Here is a 17,208-nt window from a genome sequence, read left to right as displayed (position 1 = left end):
CTACAGTTTCAATTCCTCATAGGTACGATAAAAAACTTAAAAAGCTGTATAAATGGTGGTAGTATATCCTCAAGTTTCAATTCCTCATAGGTACGATAAAAAACTTGTTCTATCATTCCTTCAATGGTCGGAAGGTTGTCTAGTTTCAATTCCTCATAGGTACGATAAAAAACATATAATCTTAATGCTCATTATAAACAGGTTGCAGATAGTTTCAATTCCTCATAGGTACGATAAAAAACCCATTAAGCCCGCTAAACTCCTGCTTTATATTTTACCCCTATAGAAAGCAAAAATCAATAATTAAAACAAAAAAATACCTCTAAATGCCTATAAATCACCATTTAGAGCGCACTAATAAATTTTGTCGATCCCCCGGATTTTTTGCACTACTCCACATCGACGAACTTATTCTAACATTAAGCTTCCACAATGTTATCTAAAAGCACAAGTAAGCAATTATTTAATTGCTATAGAAGATGCAATATATGATACAATAAATATGTACATATATAATAATCTAAAAGCAAAAAAATATAAATATGGGGGGAGTATTGTGTTGATAAAAATCACTAAACATATTATTATCTTCATCCTTACCTTGTCTGTTACTCTATCTGCAATCCCAAAAACTTATACCCATGCTGCTGCAAATTTTGCAAAGGGGGCCGATGTAAGCTGGCTGCCGGAGATGGAGGCCAATGGCTACAAATTCTATAATGACAATGGGATTGAGCAGGATTGCCTTCAAATTTTAAAGGACCACGGAATAGACTCAATCAGACTCAGGGTATGGGTTAATCCTTCCAACGGATACTGCAGCAAAGATGAGACAATCAAGATGGCAGTGAGAGCTAAAAAAATGGGATTTAGAATAATGATCGACTTTCATTACAGTGACTCATGGGCGGACCCGGCAAAGCAAACAAAACCGTCAGCCTGGGCCAAATATGATTTTAACGGATTGATGAAGGCCGTATATGACTATACATATGATGTTATGAGTGCTTTAAAAGCCAATGGCATAACTCCCGAGTGGGTCCAAGTCGGAAATGAGACCAACAACGGCATGCTGTGGGAAGACGGCAAGGCGACAAACAGTATGAGGAACTTTGCCTGGCTGATTAACTGCGGTTATGATGCTGTAAAGGCAGTAAGTCCTCAGACCAAGGTTATAGTTCATATTTCCAATGGGTATGACAACGCATTGTACAGATGGATATTTGACGGCATTACTGCCAACGGTGCAAGGTTTGATGTAATAGGTATGTCGCTGTATCCTACTGCTTCCGACTGGCCGGATTTGACAAACCGGTGTCTCAGCAATATGAAAGATATGATATCAAGATACGGAAAAGAAGTCATGATATGCGAGATTGGTATGGATTATTGGGATGCTCAAGCATGCAAGGACTTTATTACAGATATAATCCAAAAGACAAAATCTCTGCCCGATAACAAAGGCCTTGGGGTGTTCTATTGGGAGCCTCAATGCTATAACTGGCAGTATTATAATAAAGGAGCTTTCGATTTATCCGGCAAACCGACAATTGCTCTGGATGCGTTTTTGAATTCAGACGCTCCGCACAATCTTCTTTATGGGGATTTGAACGGCGACGGACGTGTAAATTCTACGGACTTTAGCCTGCTAAAGAGATATATACTGGGGGCTATATCTAAATTTCCTTATGAAAGGGGAGTGGAGGCGGCTGACCTCAATTTGGACGGCCGTATAAATTCAACCGATTATTCTGTGCTAAAAAGGTATTTGCTCAATGCCATACCGCAGCTTCCCGTAAAGTGAAAATAATATGTTGACATATCAATATTAATGGGTCTGGTATTGTTAGGTGCAATAGTATATAATGGTAATATAAAGCAATCGTAGGACAGGCGTTAAAACGGAGGGATTCTTTTGAGCAGTAAATCGGAACGGGCTGTTGAGTTGTTTAAAGAAGGATATAATTGCTCCCAGGCGGTTCTTGGGGCATATTGCGAAGATGTTGGAATTGAAATGAAAACCGCATTGATGCTTGCATCTCCCTTTGGAGGCGGTATAGGAAGGTTAAGAGAGGTTTGCGGAGCTGCTTCGGCCATGTTTATGATAGCTGGGCTAAAGTACGGATATGTTGACCCGAAGGACATGAAAGCGAAAAAAGAGCATTATGAGCTGGTCCAAAGGCTTGTGGACCGGTTTAAGGAAGAGAATGGCTCAATAATATGCAGGGAGCTTTTGGGTTTGGATACAGTCCATGATAAACCTACTCCCGAGAGGAGAACGGAAGGCTACTATAAAAAGCGGCCTTGTGCAGAGATTGTAAGAAGTGCGGCTGAAATTGTTGATGAGTTGTTGAAGATATAATTTACATAAAAATATTTACGCCAAAAGGTGCTTTTATTACATATTAAAAAATTAATAAAGTACAGAAGAAAAATTTTAAAAGAAAGATAGGGATTTTTCCGTCTTTCTTTTTTTAATTTTTATTAAGCTATTAATAAAAATAAGGTACATTAAAGGGAAATATTAGCTCGAATTTATGTAATAAAGAGGGACTTGATTAACTTTTTTAGCATAAATGATCCACCCGTTTAAATAACAGGCGAAGGGAGGTTGCTTTGTCGGAAGGGAAAATCGGGAGACAGATTTTAGAGAAAAATAATTTTTAATTAGTTTTTTAAGGGAGGAGCGCTTAATGAGTAAAAAGATTAAGGGAAAAATCAAAGCCGTTGTTTTTGCGGCTGCACTTATGGTATCGACCATATTTGCCCCCGCCATTTCCAGTCAGGCTGTCAGCAGTGTGCCTTACAAATGGGACAACGTGGTAATCGGCGGAGGCGGAGGATTTATGCCTGGCATAATTTTTAATGAAACGGAGAAGGATTTGATTTATGCACGTTCCGATATCGGAGGTGCATACCGCTGGGATCCCTCTACAGAGACTTGGATTCCGATTCTCGACCATTTCCAAATGGATGAGTACAGCTATTATGGAGTGGATAGTCTTGCAACCGACCCTGTAGACCCGGACCGTGTTTACATAGCTGCAGGTATGTATACCAACGATTGGCTTCCGAATATGGGAGCAATCCTTCGCTCAACCGACAGGGGAGAAACATGGGAAAAAACCATTTTGCCTTTTAAGATGGGAGGAAATATGCCGGGAAGATCCATGGGAGAACGTCTGGCAATTGACCCTAATGACAACAGAATTTTGTATCTTGGAACTCGATGCGGAAACGGACTGTGGAGGAGTACCGACTACGGTGTGACCTGGTCCAAAGTGGAGAATTTCCCTAATGCGGGAACTTATATTTACGATCCGAATTTTGATTATACTAAAGATATTATTGGAGTAGTGTGGGTTGTTTTTGACAAGAACAGCAGCACACCCGGTAAACCCAGTAAGACTATATATGTTGGTGTTGCCGACAAGAATGAGAGCATTTACCGCAGCACAGACGGAGGTGCCACTTGGCATGCTGTTCCCGGACAACCTAAGGGACTGCTTCCTCATCACGGAGTTTTGGCATCCAACGGAATGTTGTTTATAACTTATGGAGATACCTGCGGTCCTTATGACGGCAACGGAAAAGGTCAGGTTTGGAAGTACAATACCCGTACAGGAGAATGGATCGATATCAGTCCATTGCCTTATTCAAGCCAGGACAATCGTTTCTGCTTTGCCGGACTTGCGGTAGACAAGCAGAATCCTGACAATCTTATTGTAACTTCCATGAACGCATGGTGGCCGGATGAATTTATTTTCCGCAGTACTGACGGTGGAGCTACATGGAAGAATATTTGGGAGTGGGGATTCTATCCTGAACGTATACTCCATTATGAAATGGATATCTCTGCGGCACCGTGGCTGGACTGGGGTATGGAGAAGCAGCTGCCGGAAATCAATCCGAAGCTGGGATGGATGATAGGTGATATAGAGATTGACCCGTTCAATTCTGACCGTATGATGTATGTTACCGGTGCAACCATCTATGGTACGGACAACCTTACCGATTGGGACAAAGGCGGCAAAGTAAAAATCAAAGTAAAAGCAACAGGAATTGAAGAATGTGCTGTTTTGGACTTGATTAGCCCGCCGGAGGGAGCACCCCTTGTAAGTGCTGTTGGCGATATCGTTGGTTTTGTTCATGAGGACTTGAAAGTGGGTCCGAAAAAATTCCATGTTTCTACTTATTCTTCAGGTACAGGAATTGATTATGCAGAGCTTGTTCCAAACTTTATGGCATTGGTTGCAAAGGCTGATTTATATGAGGTGAAAAAGATTTCTTTCTCCTATGACGGAGGAAAGAATTGGTTCCAGGCGCCTAGCGAAGCTCCAAACGGTACGGGCGGCGGTTCGGTTGCTGTTTCAGCCGATGCAAAATCGGTTATTTGGACACCGGAAAATGCAAGTCCTGCGGTTACGACGGACAACGGGAACTCATGGAAGGTTTGTATGAATCTCGGTAACGGTGCCGTGGTAGCATCTGACCGTGCGAACGGTAAAAAATTCTATGCTTTCTATAACGGCAAATTCTTCATAAGCACAGATGGCGGATTAACCTTTACCGATACAAAAGCGCCGAATCTTCCCGAATCGGTTAATAAAGTAAAAGCCGTACCGGGCAAGGAAGGACATGTATGGCTTGCTGCAAGAGAGGGCGGATTGTGGAAATCCACTGACGGTGGAGCTACCTTTGAAAAAATCTCCGGTGTTCAGACCGCGCATGTGGTAGGCTTTGGAAAAGCAGCACCGGGACAGGATTACATGGCAATTTACATTACCGGTAAGGTTGACAATGTTTTAGGATTCTTCCGTTCCGATGATGCCGGCAAGACATGGGTACGTATCAACGACGACAAGCACGGATACGGTGCTGTTGATACTGCAATAACAGGTGACCCAAGAGTTTACGGACGTGTATATATTGCTACCAACGGAAGAGGTATCGTTTACGGTGAACCGGCTTCCGATGGACCGATACCTACTCCAACGCCGGCAAAAGGCAAAGTAGGTGACTTGAATGGTGATAATGAAATAACTTCAACAGACTATAGCCTCATGAAGAGATATATCCTAAAATCGGTAAAAGATTTACCTGTTGAAGATGATATGTGGGCGGCTGACGTAAACGGAGACGGCAGCATAAATTCCACAGACATGATGTATTTGAAAAAGTATATACTTCATGCTATTTCCGAGTTTCCGAAAAAATAACAGAGATTTTGGTTTGTTCCTATAGATAATTTTAAATACCGTATTTACCCTGCAGAGTTTTCTTTGCAGGGTTTCTTATTTTTTAGGTTTAAAAACTCCGTTAGAAAAAATATTCTTAATATGTTATTATGAATAGAAAGAAGAATAAAGTTAATAATAAAATGCTTGCTAAAATGTCCTCAATTCGTATGAGATTTGGGCTTGGGAGTGAATAATAATGAAAAACATACTTGTGACATTGGATTCTAATTATCTAAAGCCTTTAAAAGTAATGCTGAAATCACTTTTTATTAATAATCAAAACGAAAAGTTTGAAATATATTTGATGCATTCCAGTATAAGAGAAGAGGAACTGGAGGACTTGAACAGGTTTGTTGAATCGGAAGGCAGCAAGCTAAAAATAGTGTATGTGGACGACAGCTATTTTGAAGATGCTCCTACACTTCTTCACTATACAAAAGCAATGTACTATCGGCTTTTGGCATTCAAGTTTTTGCCGCAAGAATTGGACCGAATACTTTATCTTGATCCCGATATTCTGGTTATAAATCCAATAGACAATCTTTACAACATCAATATTGACAGCTATTTGTATGCTGCTGCGTATCATAACATAATATCAATAAAGAGAATCAACAGAATAAGATTAAATGCGTATGATATAAAAGAATATTATAATTCCGGCGTTTTGTTGATGAATCTTAAGCTTCAGAGGGAGACTATTGATGAAAAAGAAATTTTCGATTTTGTAAAAAACAATCGCACAAAGCTTATTATGCCGGATCAGGATATTATAAATTCCTTGTACTCTAAGAAAATAAAGAGTTTGGATGAAAAATTATATAATTACGATGCAAGATACTATAACTATTATAGGATTACAAGCAACGGCAGGTGCGATATGGATTATATAATAAACAACACGGTGCTTATTCATTTTTGCGGAAAGAGAAAGCCTTGGAAGAAATCCTATAGCGGCAAGTTTCATTCTTTGTACAAGCATTATGAAAAGTTGGCGCTAAATGTGAAGTATTGAATGTAGTTTATTATCGGTAAATCAAGGGGCTGAATTCTCAATGTGGTCAAGGTTAAAATCTATTATAAAATTTTTATATCATAGAGTCGTTTTAATATCTTTGGCAATACTGGTACAGTTGGTTGTCCTTATAAGTGTAATACTAAAATTTAACGACTATTTTGTGTTCTTTTATTGGGCATCCTTGATTGGAAGTATAGTGGCGGTATTTTGGATTTTGAACGGAAAGAGCAATCCCTCCTACAAGATTGCATGGATTATTCCGATACTTTTGTTTCCTATTTTTGGAGGATTGTTTTATATCTTTTTTGGAGGAAAGAAGCTTAGCAGGGGAGAGAGGAGAAAGCTAAAGTCCATAGGCATTAAGGTGGAAAACTCTTTGGTGCCGCAGCCAACGGTTTTGAGCGAAATTATGCTGCATGACGATGGTGCGGCTGTTCAATCAAGATATATTCAAAATGTAGCCCATTATCCTCCCCACAAGAATTCTACGGCTGAGTACCTTTCAATCGGAGAGAAAAAGTTTGAAAAGCTTAAGGAGGAGCTTAAAAAGGCTGAGCATTTTATATTTATGGAATACTTTATTATCGAAGAAGGAACTATGTGGAACAGTATATTGGAGATACTGGTTGAGAAAGCTAAAAAGGGAGTGGATGTCCGCCTTATTTATGATGACATGGGCTGTCTCTTGCTTCTTCCCCGAAATTACAGCAAAAAGCTTGAGAGTACGGGCATCAAGTGCTGTGTTTTCAACCCTGTGTCGCCGATATTGTCTGCCAGGATAAACAATCGGGACCACAGGAAAATAACAATAATTGACGGGCATACGGCATTTACCGGCGGCATTAATCTTGCGGATGAGTACATCAACGAAGTTAAGAAGCATGGATACTGGAAAGATACTGCTATAATGATAAAAGGAGAGGCCGTATGGAACATGACGGTAATGTTCCTCTCCATGTGGGACTATCTTAGAGGGATTGACGAGGATTTTGACAAGTTTCGCTACAAGTTCAAAGAAGAAAAATTTTGCGACGGGTATTTTCAGCCATTTACCGACAGCCCCTATGACGAAGAGACGGTTGGCGAAACGGTTTACTTAAATCTTTTAAACAAAGCGAGAAGATATGTCTATATCACAACTCCATATCTTGTTATTGATTATAAAATGATGCAAGCGTTGGCATCAGCGGCGAAATCCGGAATAGATGTCCGGATTATAACTCCCCATATTGAGGATAAATGGTATGTCCATGCGGTCACGAGATCCAATTACCGCTTTTTGGTTGAAAGCGGAGTGAAAATTTATGAGTACACACCGGGATTTATACACTCCAAAACCTTTGTTTCTGATGACGAATATGCGGTTGTGGGTACAATAAACATGGACTACAGAAGCTTTTACCTGCATTTTGAGTGCGGTGTCTGGACATATAAAAGCAAAACAGTGTTTGATATAAAGGAGGATTTCTTAAGCACCCTTGAGGTGTGTACGGAAATAACAATGGATACGATTAAGAAAACAAAATGGCATAAAAACGTATTGGGTACTATCCTTCGTATTTTTGCCCCCCTTATGTAGAGTAAATTCCATTTGTCCAACTAAAAATTATATGAAATATGTTTGATTTGAACCTCTATAAAGATTATGATATAGTTGAACTTGGAGAATGGACACGCATGAAAGAGGGTTTTTGCGGGAAGGTGCAGTGTATGATATGACAAAAAAGTTGATTTATATAGTGGAAGACGAGAACCATATTCAGGAGTTAATCAGGTTTAATCTTGAAGAGAACGGATATGAGGTGGAGTGTTTTGAAGATGGAGAGACCATGTTTGAGGTCGTGGAAAGAAAAAGACCGGATCTCTTCGTTTTGGATATAATGCTTCCGGGTATGGATGGGTTTGAAATTTGCAGGCGAATTAAAGAGAATTTTGAACTGAAAAAAATACCCATAATTATGTTGACTGCCAAAAATGACGAGCTGGACAGGGTTTTGGGCCTTGAACTCGGTGCGGATGATTATATCTCAAAGCCTTTTAGCGTACGGGAATTTATAGCAAGGGTTAAGGTTACCTTCAGAAGACAGGCGGATTCTTTTGAAAATAATCCTAGAAGAGTTAATGTTGGCAGAATATCGATAGATTTTGAAAGAAGAGAGGTCTACAAGAACGGTCAAATAATTGAAATGACTTTTAAGGAGTTTGAGCTTTTAAAGCTTTTGATTATGAACAGGGGCAAAGTTCTTTCCAGGGATATGCTCCTTCAGAAAATTTGGGGATTTGACTTTGTTGGAGAAACAAGGACTGTTGATGTACATATAAGGTATTTGAGACAGAAGATTGAAGATGACGACAACAATCCCGTTTATATTGAAACTGTAAGAGGTATAGGTTATCGATTTAGTGATAAAGAGGCTTTAAGATAGTTATGAAAAAGAAGATTTTCAAATATTATCTGCTTTTGATTCTTATAATTCTATCTGTAGCAGTTATTTTTATCCCCCGGATTTCCAAGAAGTTTTACACTCGCGAGGTGGAAAACAAACTGGAGGGTATAGCCTTTTCAATTGAATATTATTTATTGAATCTAGAGGAAAACGGCAAAATCGATTATGACTCTATCGCAAAGGATTATGCCGAAAAACATAATAATTCTACCTTTCACGGGGAAAATTTAAGGGTTACTTTTATTAGCTTTGAGGGAAAGGTGCTGGGGGATTCCGATGCAAACTTCAATCAAATGGAAAACCACTTGGGCAGAAAAGAGATTCAGGAGGCACTTGGCGGAAATGTCGGTAAAGACATCCGCAGCAGCAGGACATTAAAATCGGATTTGCTTTATATGGCACTTCCCGTAGAAGAACTGAACGTAATTGTCAGAGTTTCCGTTCCTCTCATTCAAATTAAGAAAATTGACAGGATGGTTTGGTTCTATTCCATACTGATATTTATTATGTCACTTGTAATATCGGTAATAGTGTCTTTAAGGATAGCAGGATTGGTAATACGTCCGTTAAACGACATTATTTCGGTATCGAAGGAAATAACCAATGGTAACTATTCCAAAAGAATCACATTAAAATCAAAAGATGAACTGGGCCAGCTTGCCCACCATTTTAACGAGATGGCTTCAAAGCTTGAAAGGACTATATTTGATTTAAATGCAAAAAAAATAGAGCTTGGGTCCATAGTTGAGAGTATAACAAACGGCATTATTGCTGTGGACGGCAATAACAAGGTAATACTGATAAATCCCGCAGCTTTCAATGTTTTTAACTTGGATGCTAGCGCAAAAGTTGTGGGGGACGATATTAGCAATCATATAAAAAACAGTAAAATAAATTCTCTTTTAAAAGAGGCCATTGAGCGAAACAGGCCGTTGGAGACCGAGATTGCAATTGATGACCGTGTGCTTTTGGTAAATGCTTCACCCATAAGACCGAAAAACAGCAGCCTGGATAATTCCGGAGGTATTGTGTTTATTCAGGACATAACAAAAGTAAGAAAGCTGGAACAGCTTCGTACTGAATTTGTTTCCAACGTTACCCATGAATTAAAAACCCCGATTACATCAATCCGGGGATTTATTGAGACGCTGAAAAACGGTTCTATCAATAATCCTGTGGTGGCGGGAAGGTTTTTGGATATTATCGATATTGAGGCAGAGAGACTTCATGAGCTTATTAATGATGTCTTGCTATTGTCGGAAATTGAGACAAAGCAGAAAGATACAAATCTTGAAATTTTTGACTTAAAAGCCCTGGTGGATGATGTGTTTAAAGTTATGCAGAACATTGCAAAGGAAAAAAACATCAGCCTTTGTAACAATGTAGCAGACGAAATATTGATGAAGGCAAATATAAACCGTATGAAACAGCTGATAATGAATCTGGTGGACAACGGAATAAAATATAACATTCAAAACGGGTCGGTATCGGTTGACGGATGCAAGGAGGATGGGAAGGTTGTTATTTCTGTTAAAGATACGGGAATAGGAATTCCCGAAGCGCATATACCAAGGATTTTTGAACGCTTTTACAGGGTGGACAAGGGAAGGTCCCGGGGCATGGGCGGTACCGGTCTGGGACTTTCAATTGTGAAGCATATTGTAAACCTTTACAACGGAGAAATAAAGGTAAACTCTATAGCCGGAGAAGGTACGGAGTTTATTGTAAAGATACCGTATCAAGAATAGGTGCATTCCTTCTATAAGTGAATTTATTTGCTAAAAAATCAAAATCCAAACCAATCCGATTGGAATCAAAAAAATTTAATAAACTATATTGACAATTACAGAGAAATAATTTAATATATTATATAAGTATAAGAATAACCGAAAAGACAATGAAGGGAAAAAAATGTACTTGATTGTCACAGAGAGTCGGGTATGGTGGGAGCCGATACATTAGAGTACATATATAGCTCGTCCCGGAGTTTCAATCCTGAAACTAAAGTAGGGGTTGACGTTAACTTCGTTACAGTTTGGTACGAACAAGTACCTAAAATGAGGGTATGGTTTTATTCATACCGAATCAGGGTGGTACCGTGGAGAATGACCCTTCGCCCCTGCATACTTTTGCGGGAGCGAAGGGTTTTTTACTGAAGAAAAACAGTATCGCGCGCGGGTTTCATAATCATATGCAGAACAGGTAAGAATCAATATATTTGAGGGAGGTCATCAAAATGAGAAGAATTAGAATTTTTGATACAACTTTAAGAGATGGAGAGCAAACACCTGGAGTAAATCTTAATATACAGGAAAAAGTGGATATTGCAAAACAGTTGGCACGTCTTGGAGTAGATGTTATTGAGCCGGGTTTCCCATTAACATCTCCGGGCGATTTTGAAGCGGTGCAGAGAATTGCCAGAGAAGTCGAAGGACCTTATATATGCGGATTTTCAAGAGCAATTATAAGGGATATTGATGAGACTTGGAAGGCGATTAAAGACGCTCAGAAAAAGTGCTTCCATATTTTCATATCCAGCTCGGACATTCAAATAAAGCATCAGTTGGGAAAAACCGAGAAGGATGTTCTTGAGATTGTAAAGAGTACCGTATACCATGCAAAGCAGTATACCGACGAGATAGAGTACTCGCCGATGGATGCATCAAGGACGAGATTGGAGTTTTTGTATGAAGTTATCGAAGCTGCAATAGACAACGGTGCCACAGTTATAAATATTCCGGATACCGTTGGATACTCAACTCCTATTGAGTTTGGAGAACTCATAAGAAATATCAGGGCTAATGTAAGAAATATTGACAAGGCTATAATAAGTGTCCATTGCCACAACGACTTGGGCATGGCGGCAGCCAACTCTATTGTTGCGGCTATGAACGGTGCCCAACAGATAGAATGTACCATCAATGGTGTGGGTGAAAGGGCAGGTAATGCTGCTTTGGAAGAAGTTGTTACCCATATTGCGGCAAGAAAGGATTATTTGGGATTTGAAACGGGAATTGATCTTTCCCAGTTATATAAGACAAGTAAAATTGTAAGTAAGTATATGGGATTGCCGATACCGGTAAACAAACCCATAGTTGGAAAGAATGTATTTACCCATGAGTCGGGAATACATCAAGATGGTGTGTTAAAAGAAAGATCAACTTATGAAGTAATTGATCCAAAGGTTGTAGGCAGAGATGACAGCACTATTCTTCTTGGTAAGCATTCGGGAAGACACGCTCTTAAAGTAGAGGCTCAAAAGCTTGGATATGACTTGGATGAAGAGCGTCTTACAAAATTGTTTGAAGATTTTAAAAAGCTTACCGACATAAAGAAGAACATAACAACAGCGGACTTGGAGTCTCTTATAATCGAATCTGCTGCAAAAGCTGTGGAAGAGACATATGTGCTTGAAAAGATAAGAGTTGTAAGCGGCAATATTGAGACACCCAGCGCAAAAGTGGTGATTAAAGACTCCAACGGGGATGTACTTGAAGCTGAAGAAAACGGAAACGGTCCGGTGGATGCGGTTTTCAAAGCGATAAACTCTGTTATCAAGGAGGCAAGCAATCTTATATTATATAAATACAGTGTGTCGGCGGTGACGGAAGAAATGGATTCGTTAGGAGAGGTTTCCGTAACCCTTAAGGAAAACGGAAAATTATATACAGGTGTAGGCACACATACCGACATAATTACCTCAAGCGCAATAGCTTATATTGATGCAATTAATAAAGCTATTGCCTCAAGCGCAAGAAAGTAAAATAATTAAATGCGCAAACCTTTTGGAAGATAAACTCCAAAAAAAACCTGCCTTCATATCATCTGTTTTCTTTCGATAAAAACGGATGCTATGAAGGTCTTTTTTTATTTTAAGACAAAGGATTTTTGCTGTTTAACCACGCTATTATATCGTTTATCACTTCGGCCCGGTTGAGTTCATTAAAAAGCTCGTGTCTTGCATCTTTATAGAGCCTGTATGTAACATCCCTTATGCCGGCTTTGCCAAACTTGTGGGCAAGAGCGGGAATGTCGCTTCCCCAGTGGCCTACAGGGTCTTTATCGCCGGAAATGATAAAAATGGGGATGCTTTTGGGTATTCTTTCAACGTTTTCTTTCTTATGTACTTCCCTGATACCGCATAAAAAATCATAGAAGAAATGGATTGAACGGGGTATGCCGCACAAAGGGTCATTTATAAAATCTTGAACTGTTTTGTCATCTCTAGACAGCCAGTCAAAATTGGTTTTGGGGTTGTCGATTTTACTGTTGAAGCCTTTAAAAAGTATTTTATTTATTATATGATAACTTTTCTTTTCGTCTATTCCTTTGTTTATAAACCTTTTTATTATAAGAATTCCTGCATCGACAAGGAGCTTTTCATAAATTCCCGTTCCGGCCAGAATAGCACCGTCAATTACGCGGGGATATTCATAAAGGTATTGCCTAAGTAAGAAGCTTCCCATGCTGTGTCCGAAGAAAAATACAGCAGCATGGGGATTTTCTTTTCGGATAATCTCTGTTAGCTGCCGGCAATCCTCAACCATCAGATTCCAGCAATTGTTTCCGAAATAATCGGACTGAGAGGGAGTTTTGGCGGTTTTGCCATGCCCTCTGTGGTCATTTGCATAAACGGCGTAACCAGACTTTACAAGCTCTTTTGCAAAATTTTTGTACCTTTTCCCGTGTTCTCCGACACCATGGGCGATTTGCACAATACCTCTGATATTATCTTTTGGAATCCACTTGTAGACAAAAATGTCTGTTTTGTCTTTGGTCTCGAAGGTAAAGGTTTGAGCAATCATAAAGATACCTCGCTTGAGATTAGGTTTTATAATATTTGCTTTTCAAATTTGCGACGGCCTCAATCAGCTTTTCTTTTGTGTTCATTTTAGGATTGTCAAGCACAATATTGTAAAGCTCTTTTAGAATTATCCCTATTTCTCGGCTTTGTTCAAAGCCCATTGCAATAAGGTCGTCTCCGTTTAGAGCAAGGTCATGGAGACTTAGGATTTTTCCTTTCTTCTCAAGACTAAAAAAGATTTCCCTTACTTTGCCGAGAGTCTCAAGGCTTTCATCCAGATACTGAGGGTTTTGACCCTTTTTATCCGCTTCCTGTACCTTTAAAAGGTCTAAAAAAATGTCTTTGCCGATAATGCTTACGGCCTTCCGCACCGACTTGTAATGCGGCTCTATACGACGGTCATGGTGCTTTATGAGTCTTAGGACTTTGTTTATGGTTTTGTTGTCGAATCTAAGCCTTGTCATGATTTTTTCTGCAATATGCACGCTTTTTTCCGGGTGACCGTAAAAATGGTCAATTCCATTTCGGTCGGTGGATTTGACGGAGGGCTTTCCAATATCGTGAAAAAGCATAGTCCACCTTAAAACAAGATTGCTTTCAATATGGGACACTGTCTTTAAAGTGTGCATTCCTACATTATAAATATGATAAGGATGATTTTGCTCTGTCTTAAAGCATCTGTCAAACTCCGGAAGTACATATTTGAGAAGCCCGGTCTCTTTTAAAACAAGTAAATTTTCAGGTCTGTCCGAGGTCAATATTTTGGAAAGTTCATCCCGGATTCTTTCCGGACTTACTCTTTCTATCAGTTTGCAGTTTCTTTTTATGGACGAAAGAACCGACTTGTCAATTTCAAACTCCAATCTTGAGCTCAATCGTACGGCTCTCAGCATCCTTAGGGGGTCTTCATGGAAACGGTCCTCGGGGGAACTTACGGCACGGATGACAGTTTTTTTCAAATCTTCAATACCTGAATATGGGTCAATTATGCCCTCTTTTGGGTGATAAGCTATTGCATTTATTGTAAAATCTCTAAATCCCAAATCATCTTTTATGGAAGGATTTTTAACTGATGACGGTGCCCTGAAGGCGGTAATTTCATAATTGCAGCCGTTTATGACGGCAGTAACTGTCCCATGCTTAATGCCTGTTTCAATGATTTTGTCAAACATGAGTTTTACATCTTGAGGCTGTGCATCAGTGGCAATATCCCAGTCTGTTGGGGCTTTATCCAAAAGAACATCCCTGACGCAGCCTCCCACTATATAAGCTTTAAAACCCTTATTGTTCAGGGTTTCGATAATATATTTCACATCTTTGGGCATATTGATTTCAATTTTGCTGTTCATTACTTTCTCCTCATGTGATAAATCTTTTTTGTGATATATTATACTATATATTTTGCGATTAATATTTTTTATTGATTCTGGATATTACAAAATTTATAAATATTTTTGCGCCGGACATTTATATAACGTATAGCATATTATTTTTTAGGATATATATATTATGACATTAAATGTATACGAAAATAGTTGACTAAAGATTTTAAAACCGGATTATTGGAGCAACAGATAAAAAAAGACCCCGTGCATTCCAATGAGAGAAGGGAGAATGCAACGGGATTTAGGGGAGTAACTTTTAATAAAATTACTATAATCAATATACATCAAATCGGAAAAATATGAAACATAACGTGATAAAATCACAAAATTCGACAAAATATTCATCAAAAAGCATCAAAATGCATTATGTAAATTTAGGAAATGTCACAGATAGTTGATTTAGAGGGGTGAAAAAGGTTGCTTCTGTATACTATATTAACCAAATGTATCAATTTTGCACAAGCAAAAAATAGGTTTGCAAAGTGACAAACTGTAAGACTATTGTGCATATTATGGAAACAACCGGAAAATTCAAAGAATAGTCGAATAAAGCACACTTTTGACGGAAATTAAAGACCCTGCAAAAAAAGAACCTCATATATATGAGGAAATAAGAGTATAAAGAATCTCATCTTTATTATAACATATGTGCAAGCTAAATTCTATAAAATTTTTCATTTGTGTTACAAAATTATTAAATTTATATTAAAAAACGAAAAGTATACGTGACAGCAAGGTTCTTGACTGTTTTTGAAAAAGCTGATATTGTAATTGCAAAGGGATTTTTTTTGCTTTAGAATTTAACAGGAGTTGAGGCGGTTATGAACTCTAAAATTAGGGATGAATTGACGGATAAGCTTTTTGAGGCCATCCTTCTCCTTGACAATATAGAAGAGTGTTATGATTTTTTTGAGGATATTTGCACTGTTGCTGAGATAAAGGCTCTTGCCCAGCGGCTTGAAGTGGCAAGAATGCTCAGAGAAGGAAAAACATATACGGAGATTAGTGAGAAAACCGGAGCTAGTACTGCCACAATAAGCAGGATAAACAGGGCGCTAAATTATGGTGCCGATGGTTATAAAACCATTCTTGACAGGATGTACAATAAAAAATAGGGTATTTACCAGAAGATAAAGCTACATTTGTTTTATACGGTTGATTATATTTTTAAAATCGGATATTATTAGATTGTTACAATAAATATTGTGGAATATTAAGATTAGAGGAAAGCAAAAATGTTCAGAAGACTTTTTATCAGCTTGCTGATTTTGTCAACGTTGACTTCAGACGGAACTGTAAATATAGCGGGATACCTGATTGATCTTTATAGATATGATGGGATCGATTTGGATCTTATTATACTGGATGATAGTATGCCCGAAAAGGCTGACCTTGATAGTATTGAGGATACTAGCCCGGATTCTTTGGGCTCTTCTTGTATAATTTGTGCGGACAGCTCCGAAAATGACGGTAAAAAAAGTTACAGCTTTGCATTTTTAAACAGAGAATACGATTATACTGCCTTTTTATATATTCCCTCAGTACAATGGATTGGGGTAAACACCTCATGTTCTTGGGATGGCAATGATATAAGTCTGTATATGTCGGATTTGTCACCCCCCTGTATATAGTACTCATATCGTTTGATATCGATACTTTTCTTGCGATTTTAAAGGGACATTTTAATAGCGTTTATGTGCGAGGTGGTAGCTTGCTTTATCTAACTGTCATGCTTCTTGCCTTTATTTTGGCGTTGGCGGTCCAAGGGATGAAAGGAAAAGCTTTCAGTTTTCCCGATATCAAGCTTCGCAAGACTTGGCTGGCAATAATTGCATTTGTCTTGCAGACTGTTACAAGGATTTTAGGAATTAAAGGGCTGGAAAGTGCCGTAAAATACAGTTTTATTATTCAGGCTTTGGTATTTGCCTTACTTCTTCTCTGTTTATGGTTCAACAGGGAATATATCGGCCTGTGGTTTGTGGGACTGGGTGCATCCATGAATGCACTGGTAATGCTTGTGAACGGAGGAAGGATGCCGGTTAGCCTTGAGGCAATGCAAAAGGCCGGCGTTAAAGAAGTAACCGATATAATATTGGCCGGTGCCGATAACAAGCATGCTGTTATCGGCAGCACTACAAAGCTGAGTTTTTTAGCTGATATTATATACCTGCCAGGGTTTATAGGTCAAGGAATGGGAGTAGTAAGCATCGGAGATTTGGTTGTGGCATTGGGATTGTTTGCATTCATTTTTGAGTTGTTTACGCGACCGATGATGGCATTAAAAAAGAAAAATGAAAAATAATATATCTGGAGG

13 protein-coding genes and 1 other annotated feature are annotated in these 17,208 nt (G+C 38.8%); of the genes, 11 read left to right on the top strand and 2 right to left on the bottom strand.

The window, feature by feature from the left end; all coding sequences use genetic code 11:
- Positions 1-556: 556 nt before the first annotated feature.
- The 8 genes from PLH43_RS05465 to PLH43_RS05430 all read left to right on the top strand — a co-directional run bounded on the left by PLH43_RS05465 (position 557) and on the right by PLH43_RS05430 (position 12,468).
- A complete protein-coding gene (locus PLH43_RS05465) occupies positions 557-1,804 on the top strand; it encodes a glycosyl hydrolase 53 family protein (RefSeq protein WP_324360907.1) in 1,248 nt (415 codons plus the stop codon).
- Between the two features lie 111 nt (positions 1,805-1,915).
- Positions 1,916-2,362: a C-GCAxxG-C-C family protein gene (locus tag PLH43_RS05460; RefSeq protein WP_324360905.1), complete on the top strand. Its 447-nt coding sequence runs from the start codon at positions 1,916-1,918 to the stop codon at positions 2,360-2,362.
- 331 nt (positions 2,363-2,693) lie between these two features.
- Positions 2,694-5,219: a dockerin type I domain-containing protein gene (locus PLH43_RS05455; RefSeq protein ID WP_324360903.1), complete on the top strand. Its 2,526-nt coding sequence runs from the start codon at positions 2,694-2,696 to the stop codon at positions 5,217-5,219.
- 217 nt (positions 5,220-5,436) lie between these two features.
- Positions 5,437-6,255 carry a glycosyltransferase family 8 protein gene (locus PLH43_RS05450; protein ID WP_324360901.1) on the top strand — a complete coding sequence of 273 codons (819 nt, stop codon included), beginning with the start codon at positions 5,437-5,439 and terminating at the stop codon, positions 6,253-6,255.
- Between the two features lie 40 nt (positions 6,256-6,295).
- Positions 6,296-7,837 (top strand): cardiolipin synthase, encoded by a 1,542-nt coding sequence (gene cls / locus PLH43_RS05445; protein WP_324360898.1) that lies wholly within the window; start codon positions 6,296-6,298, stop codon positions 7,835-7,837.
- A gap of 136 nt (positions 7,838-7,973) precedes the next feature.
- Entirely contained in the window at positions 7,974-8,684 is a 711-nt protein-coding gene (locus tag PLH43_RS05440; protein ID WP_324360908.1) for a response regulator transcription factor, read from the top strand.
- Between the two features lie 2 nt (positions 8,685-8,686).
- A complete protein-coding gene (locus PLH43_RS05435; protein WP_324360896.1) occupies positions 8,687-10,453 on the top strand; it encodes a two-component system histidine kinase PnpS in 1,767 nt (588 codons plus the stop codon).
- A 140-nt stretch (positions 10,454-10,593) separates the two neighbouring features.
- Positions 10,594-10,829, top strand: a binding site (T-box leader).
- 112 nt (positions 10,830-10,941) lie between these two features.
- Entirely contained in the window at positions 10,942-12,468 is a 1,527-nt protein-coding gene (locus tag PLH43_RS05430) for a 2-isopropylmalate synthase (protein ID WP_324360894.1), read from the top strand.
- Positions 12,469-12,577: 109 nt separating this feature from the next.
- Here the strand turns inward: PLH43_RS05430 and PLH43_RS05425 are convergent, their stop codons facing one another.
- Positions 12,578-13,510 carry an alpha/beta hydrolase gene (locus PLH43_RS05425; protein WP_324360892.1) on the bottom strand — a complete coding sequence of 311 codons (933 nt, stop codon included), beginning with the start codon at positions 13,508-13,510 and terminating at the stop codon, positions 12,578-12,580.
- A 19-nt stretch (positions 13,511-13,529) separates the two neighbouring features.
- Positions 13,530-14,858, bottom strand: a complete 1,329-nt coding sequence (locus PLH43_RS05420; protein ID WP_324360890.1) for a CCA tRNA nucleotidyltransferase — start codon at positions 14,856-14,858, stop codon at positions 13,530-13,532.
- A gap of 857 nt (positions 14,859-15,715) precedes the next feature.
- Here PLH43_RS05420 and PLH43_RS05415 point away from each other — a divergent pair.
- From PLH43_RS05415 to PLH43_RS05405, 3 genes are all read left to right on the top strand, one after another.
- Positions 15,716-16,009 carry a YerC/YecD family TrpR-related protein gene (locus PLH43_RS05415; protein WP_324360888.1) on the top strand — a complete coding sequence of 98 codons (294 nt, stop codon included), beginning with the start codon at positions 15,716-15,718 and terminating at the stop codon, positions 16,007-16,009.
- A gap of 120 nt (positions 16,010-16,129) precedes the next feature.
- Positions 16,130-16,525, top strand: coding sequence for a hypothetical protein (locus PLH43_RS05410; RefSeq protein WP_324360887.1), 396 nt, complete (start codon positions 16,130-16,132; stop codon positions 16,523-16,525).
- A 137-nt stretch (positions 16,526-16,662) separates the two neighbouring features.
- Positions 16,663-17,196, top strand: a complete 534-nt coding sequence (locus tag PLH43_RS05405; RefSeq protein WP_324360885.1) for a DUF5317 domain-containing protein — start codon at positions 16,663-16,665, stop codon at positions 17,194-17,196.
- The last annotated feature ends 12 nt before the right edge of the window (positions 17,197-17,208 follow it).

It is taken from the genome of Acetivibrio sp., assembly GCF_035371925.1.
GTDB lineage: Bacteria > Bacillota > Clostridia > Acetivibrionales > Acetivibrionaceae > Hungateiclostridium.
The sequence above is the reverse complement of the archived record's forward strand: the minus strand, read 5'-3'. Positions and strand labels throughout refer to the sequence as shown.

Excerpts from the sequence above, each read along its gene's own strand:
- PLH43_RS05415 (WP_324360888.1), top strand. The coding sequence starts at position 15,716 with ATGAACTCTAAAATTAGGGATGAATTGACGGATAAGCTTTTTGAGGCC.
- PLH43_RS05435 (WP_324360896.1), top strand. The coding sequence starts at position 8,687 with ATGAAAAAGAAGATTTTCAAATATTATCTGCTTTTGATTCTTATAATT.
- PLH43_RS05420 (WP_324360890.1), bottom strand. The coding sequence starts at position 14,858 with ATGAACAGCAAAATTGAAATCAATATGCCCAAAGATGTGAAATATATT.
- PLH43_RS05455 (WP_324360903.1), top strand. The coding sequence starts at position 2,694 with ATGAGTAAAAAGATTAAGGGAAAAATCAAAGCCGTTGTTTTTGCGGCT.
- cls (WP_324360898.1), top strand. The coding sequence starts at position 6,296 with ATGTGGTCAAGGTTAAAATCTATTATAAAATTTTTATATCATAGAGTC.
- PLH43_RS05405 (WP_324360885.1), top strand. The coding sequence starts at position 16,663 with ATGAAAGGAAAAGCTTTCAGTTTTCCCGATATCAAGCTTCGCAAGACT.
- PLH43_RS05425 (WP_324360892.1), bottom strand. The coding sequence starts at position 13,510 with ATGATTGCTCAAACCTTTACCTTCGAGACCAAAGACAAAACAGACATT.
- PLH43_RS05430 (WP_324360894.1), top strand. The coding sequence starts at position 10,942 with ATGAGAAGAATTAGAATTTTTGATACAACTTTAAGAGATGGAGAGCAA.
- PLH43_RS05450 (WP_324360901.1), top strand. The coding sequence starts at position 5,437 with ATGAAAAACATACTTGTGACATTGGATTCTAATTATCTAAAGCCTTTA.
- PLH43_RS05410 (WP_324360887.1), top strand. The coding sequence starts at position 16,130 with ATGTTCAGAAGACTTTTTATCAGCTTGCTGATTTTGTCAACGTTGACT.
- PLH43_RS05440 (WP_324360908.1), top strand. The coding sequence starts at position 7,974 with ATGACAAAAAAGTTGATTTATATAGTGGAAGACGAGAACCATATTCAG.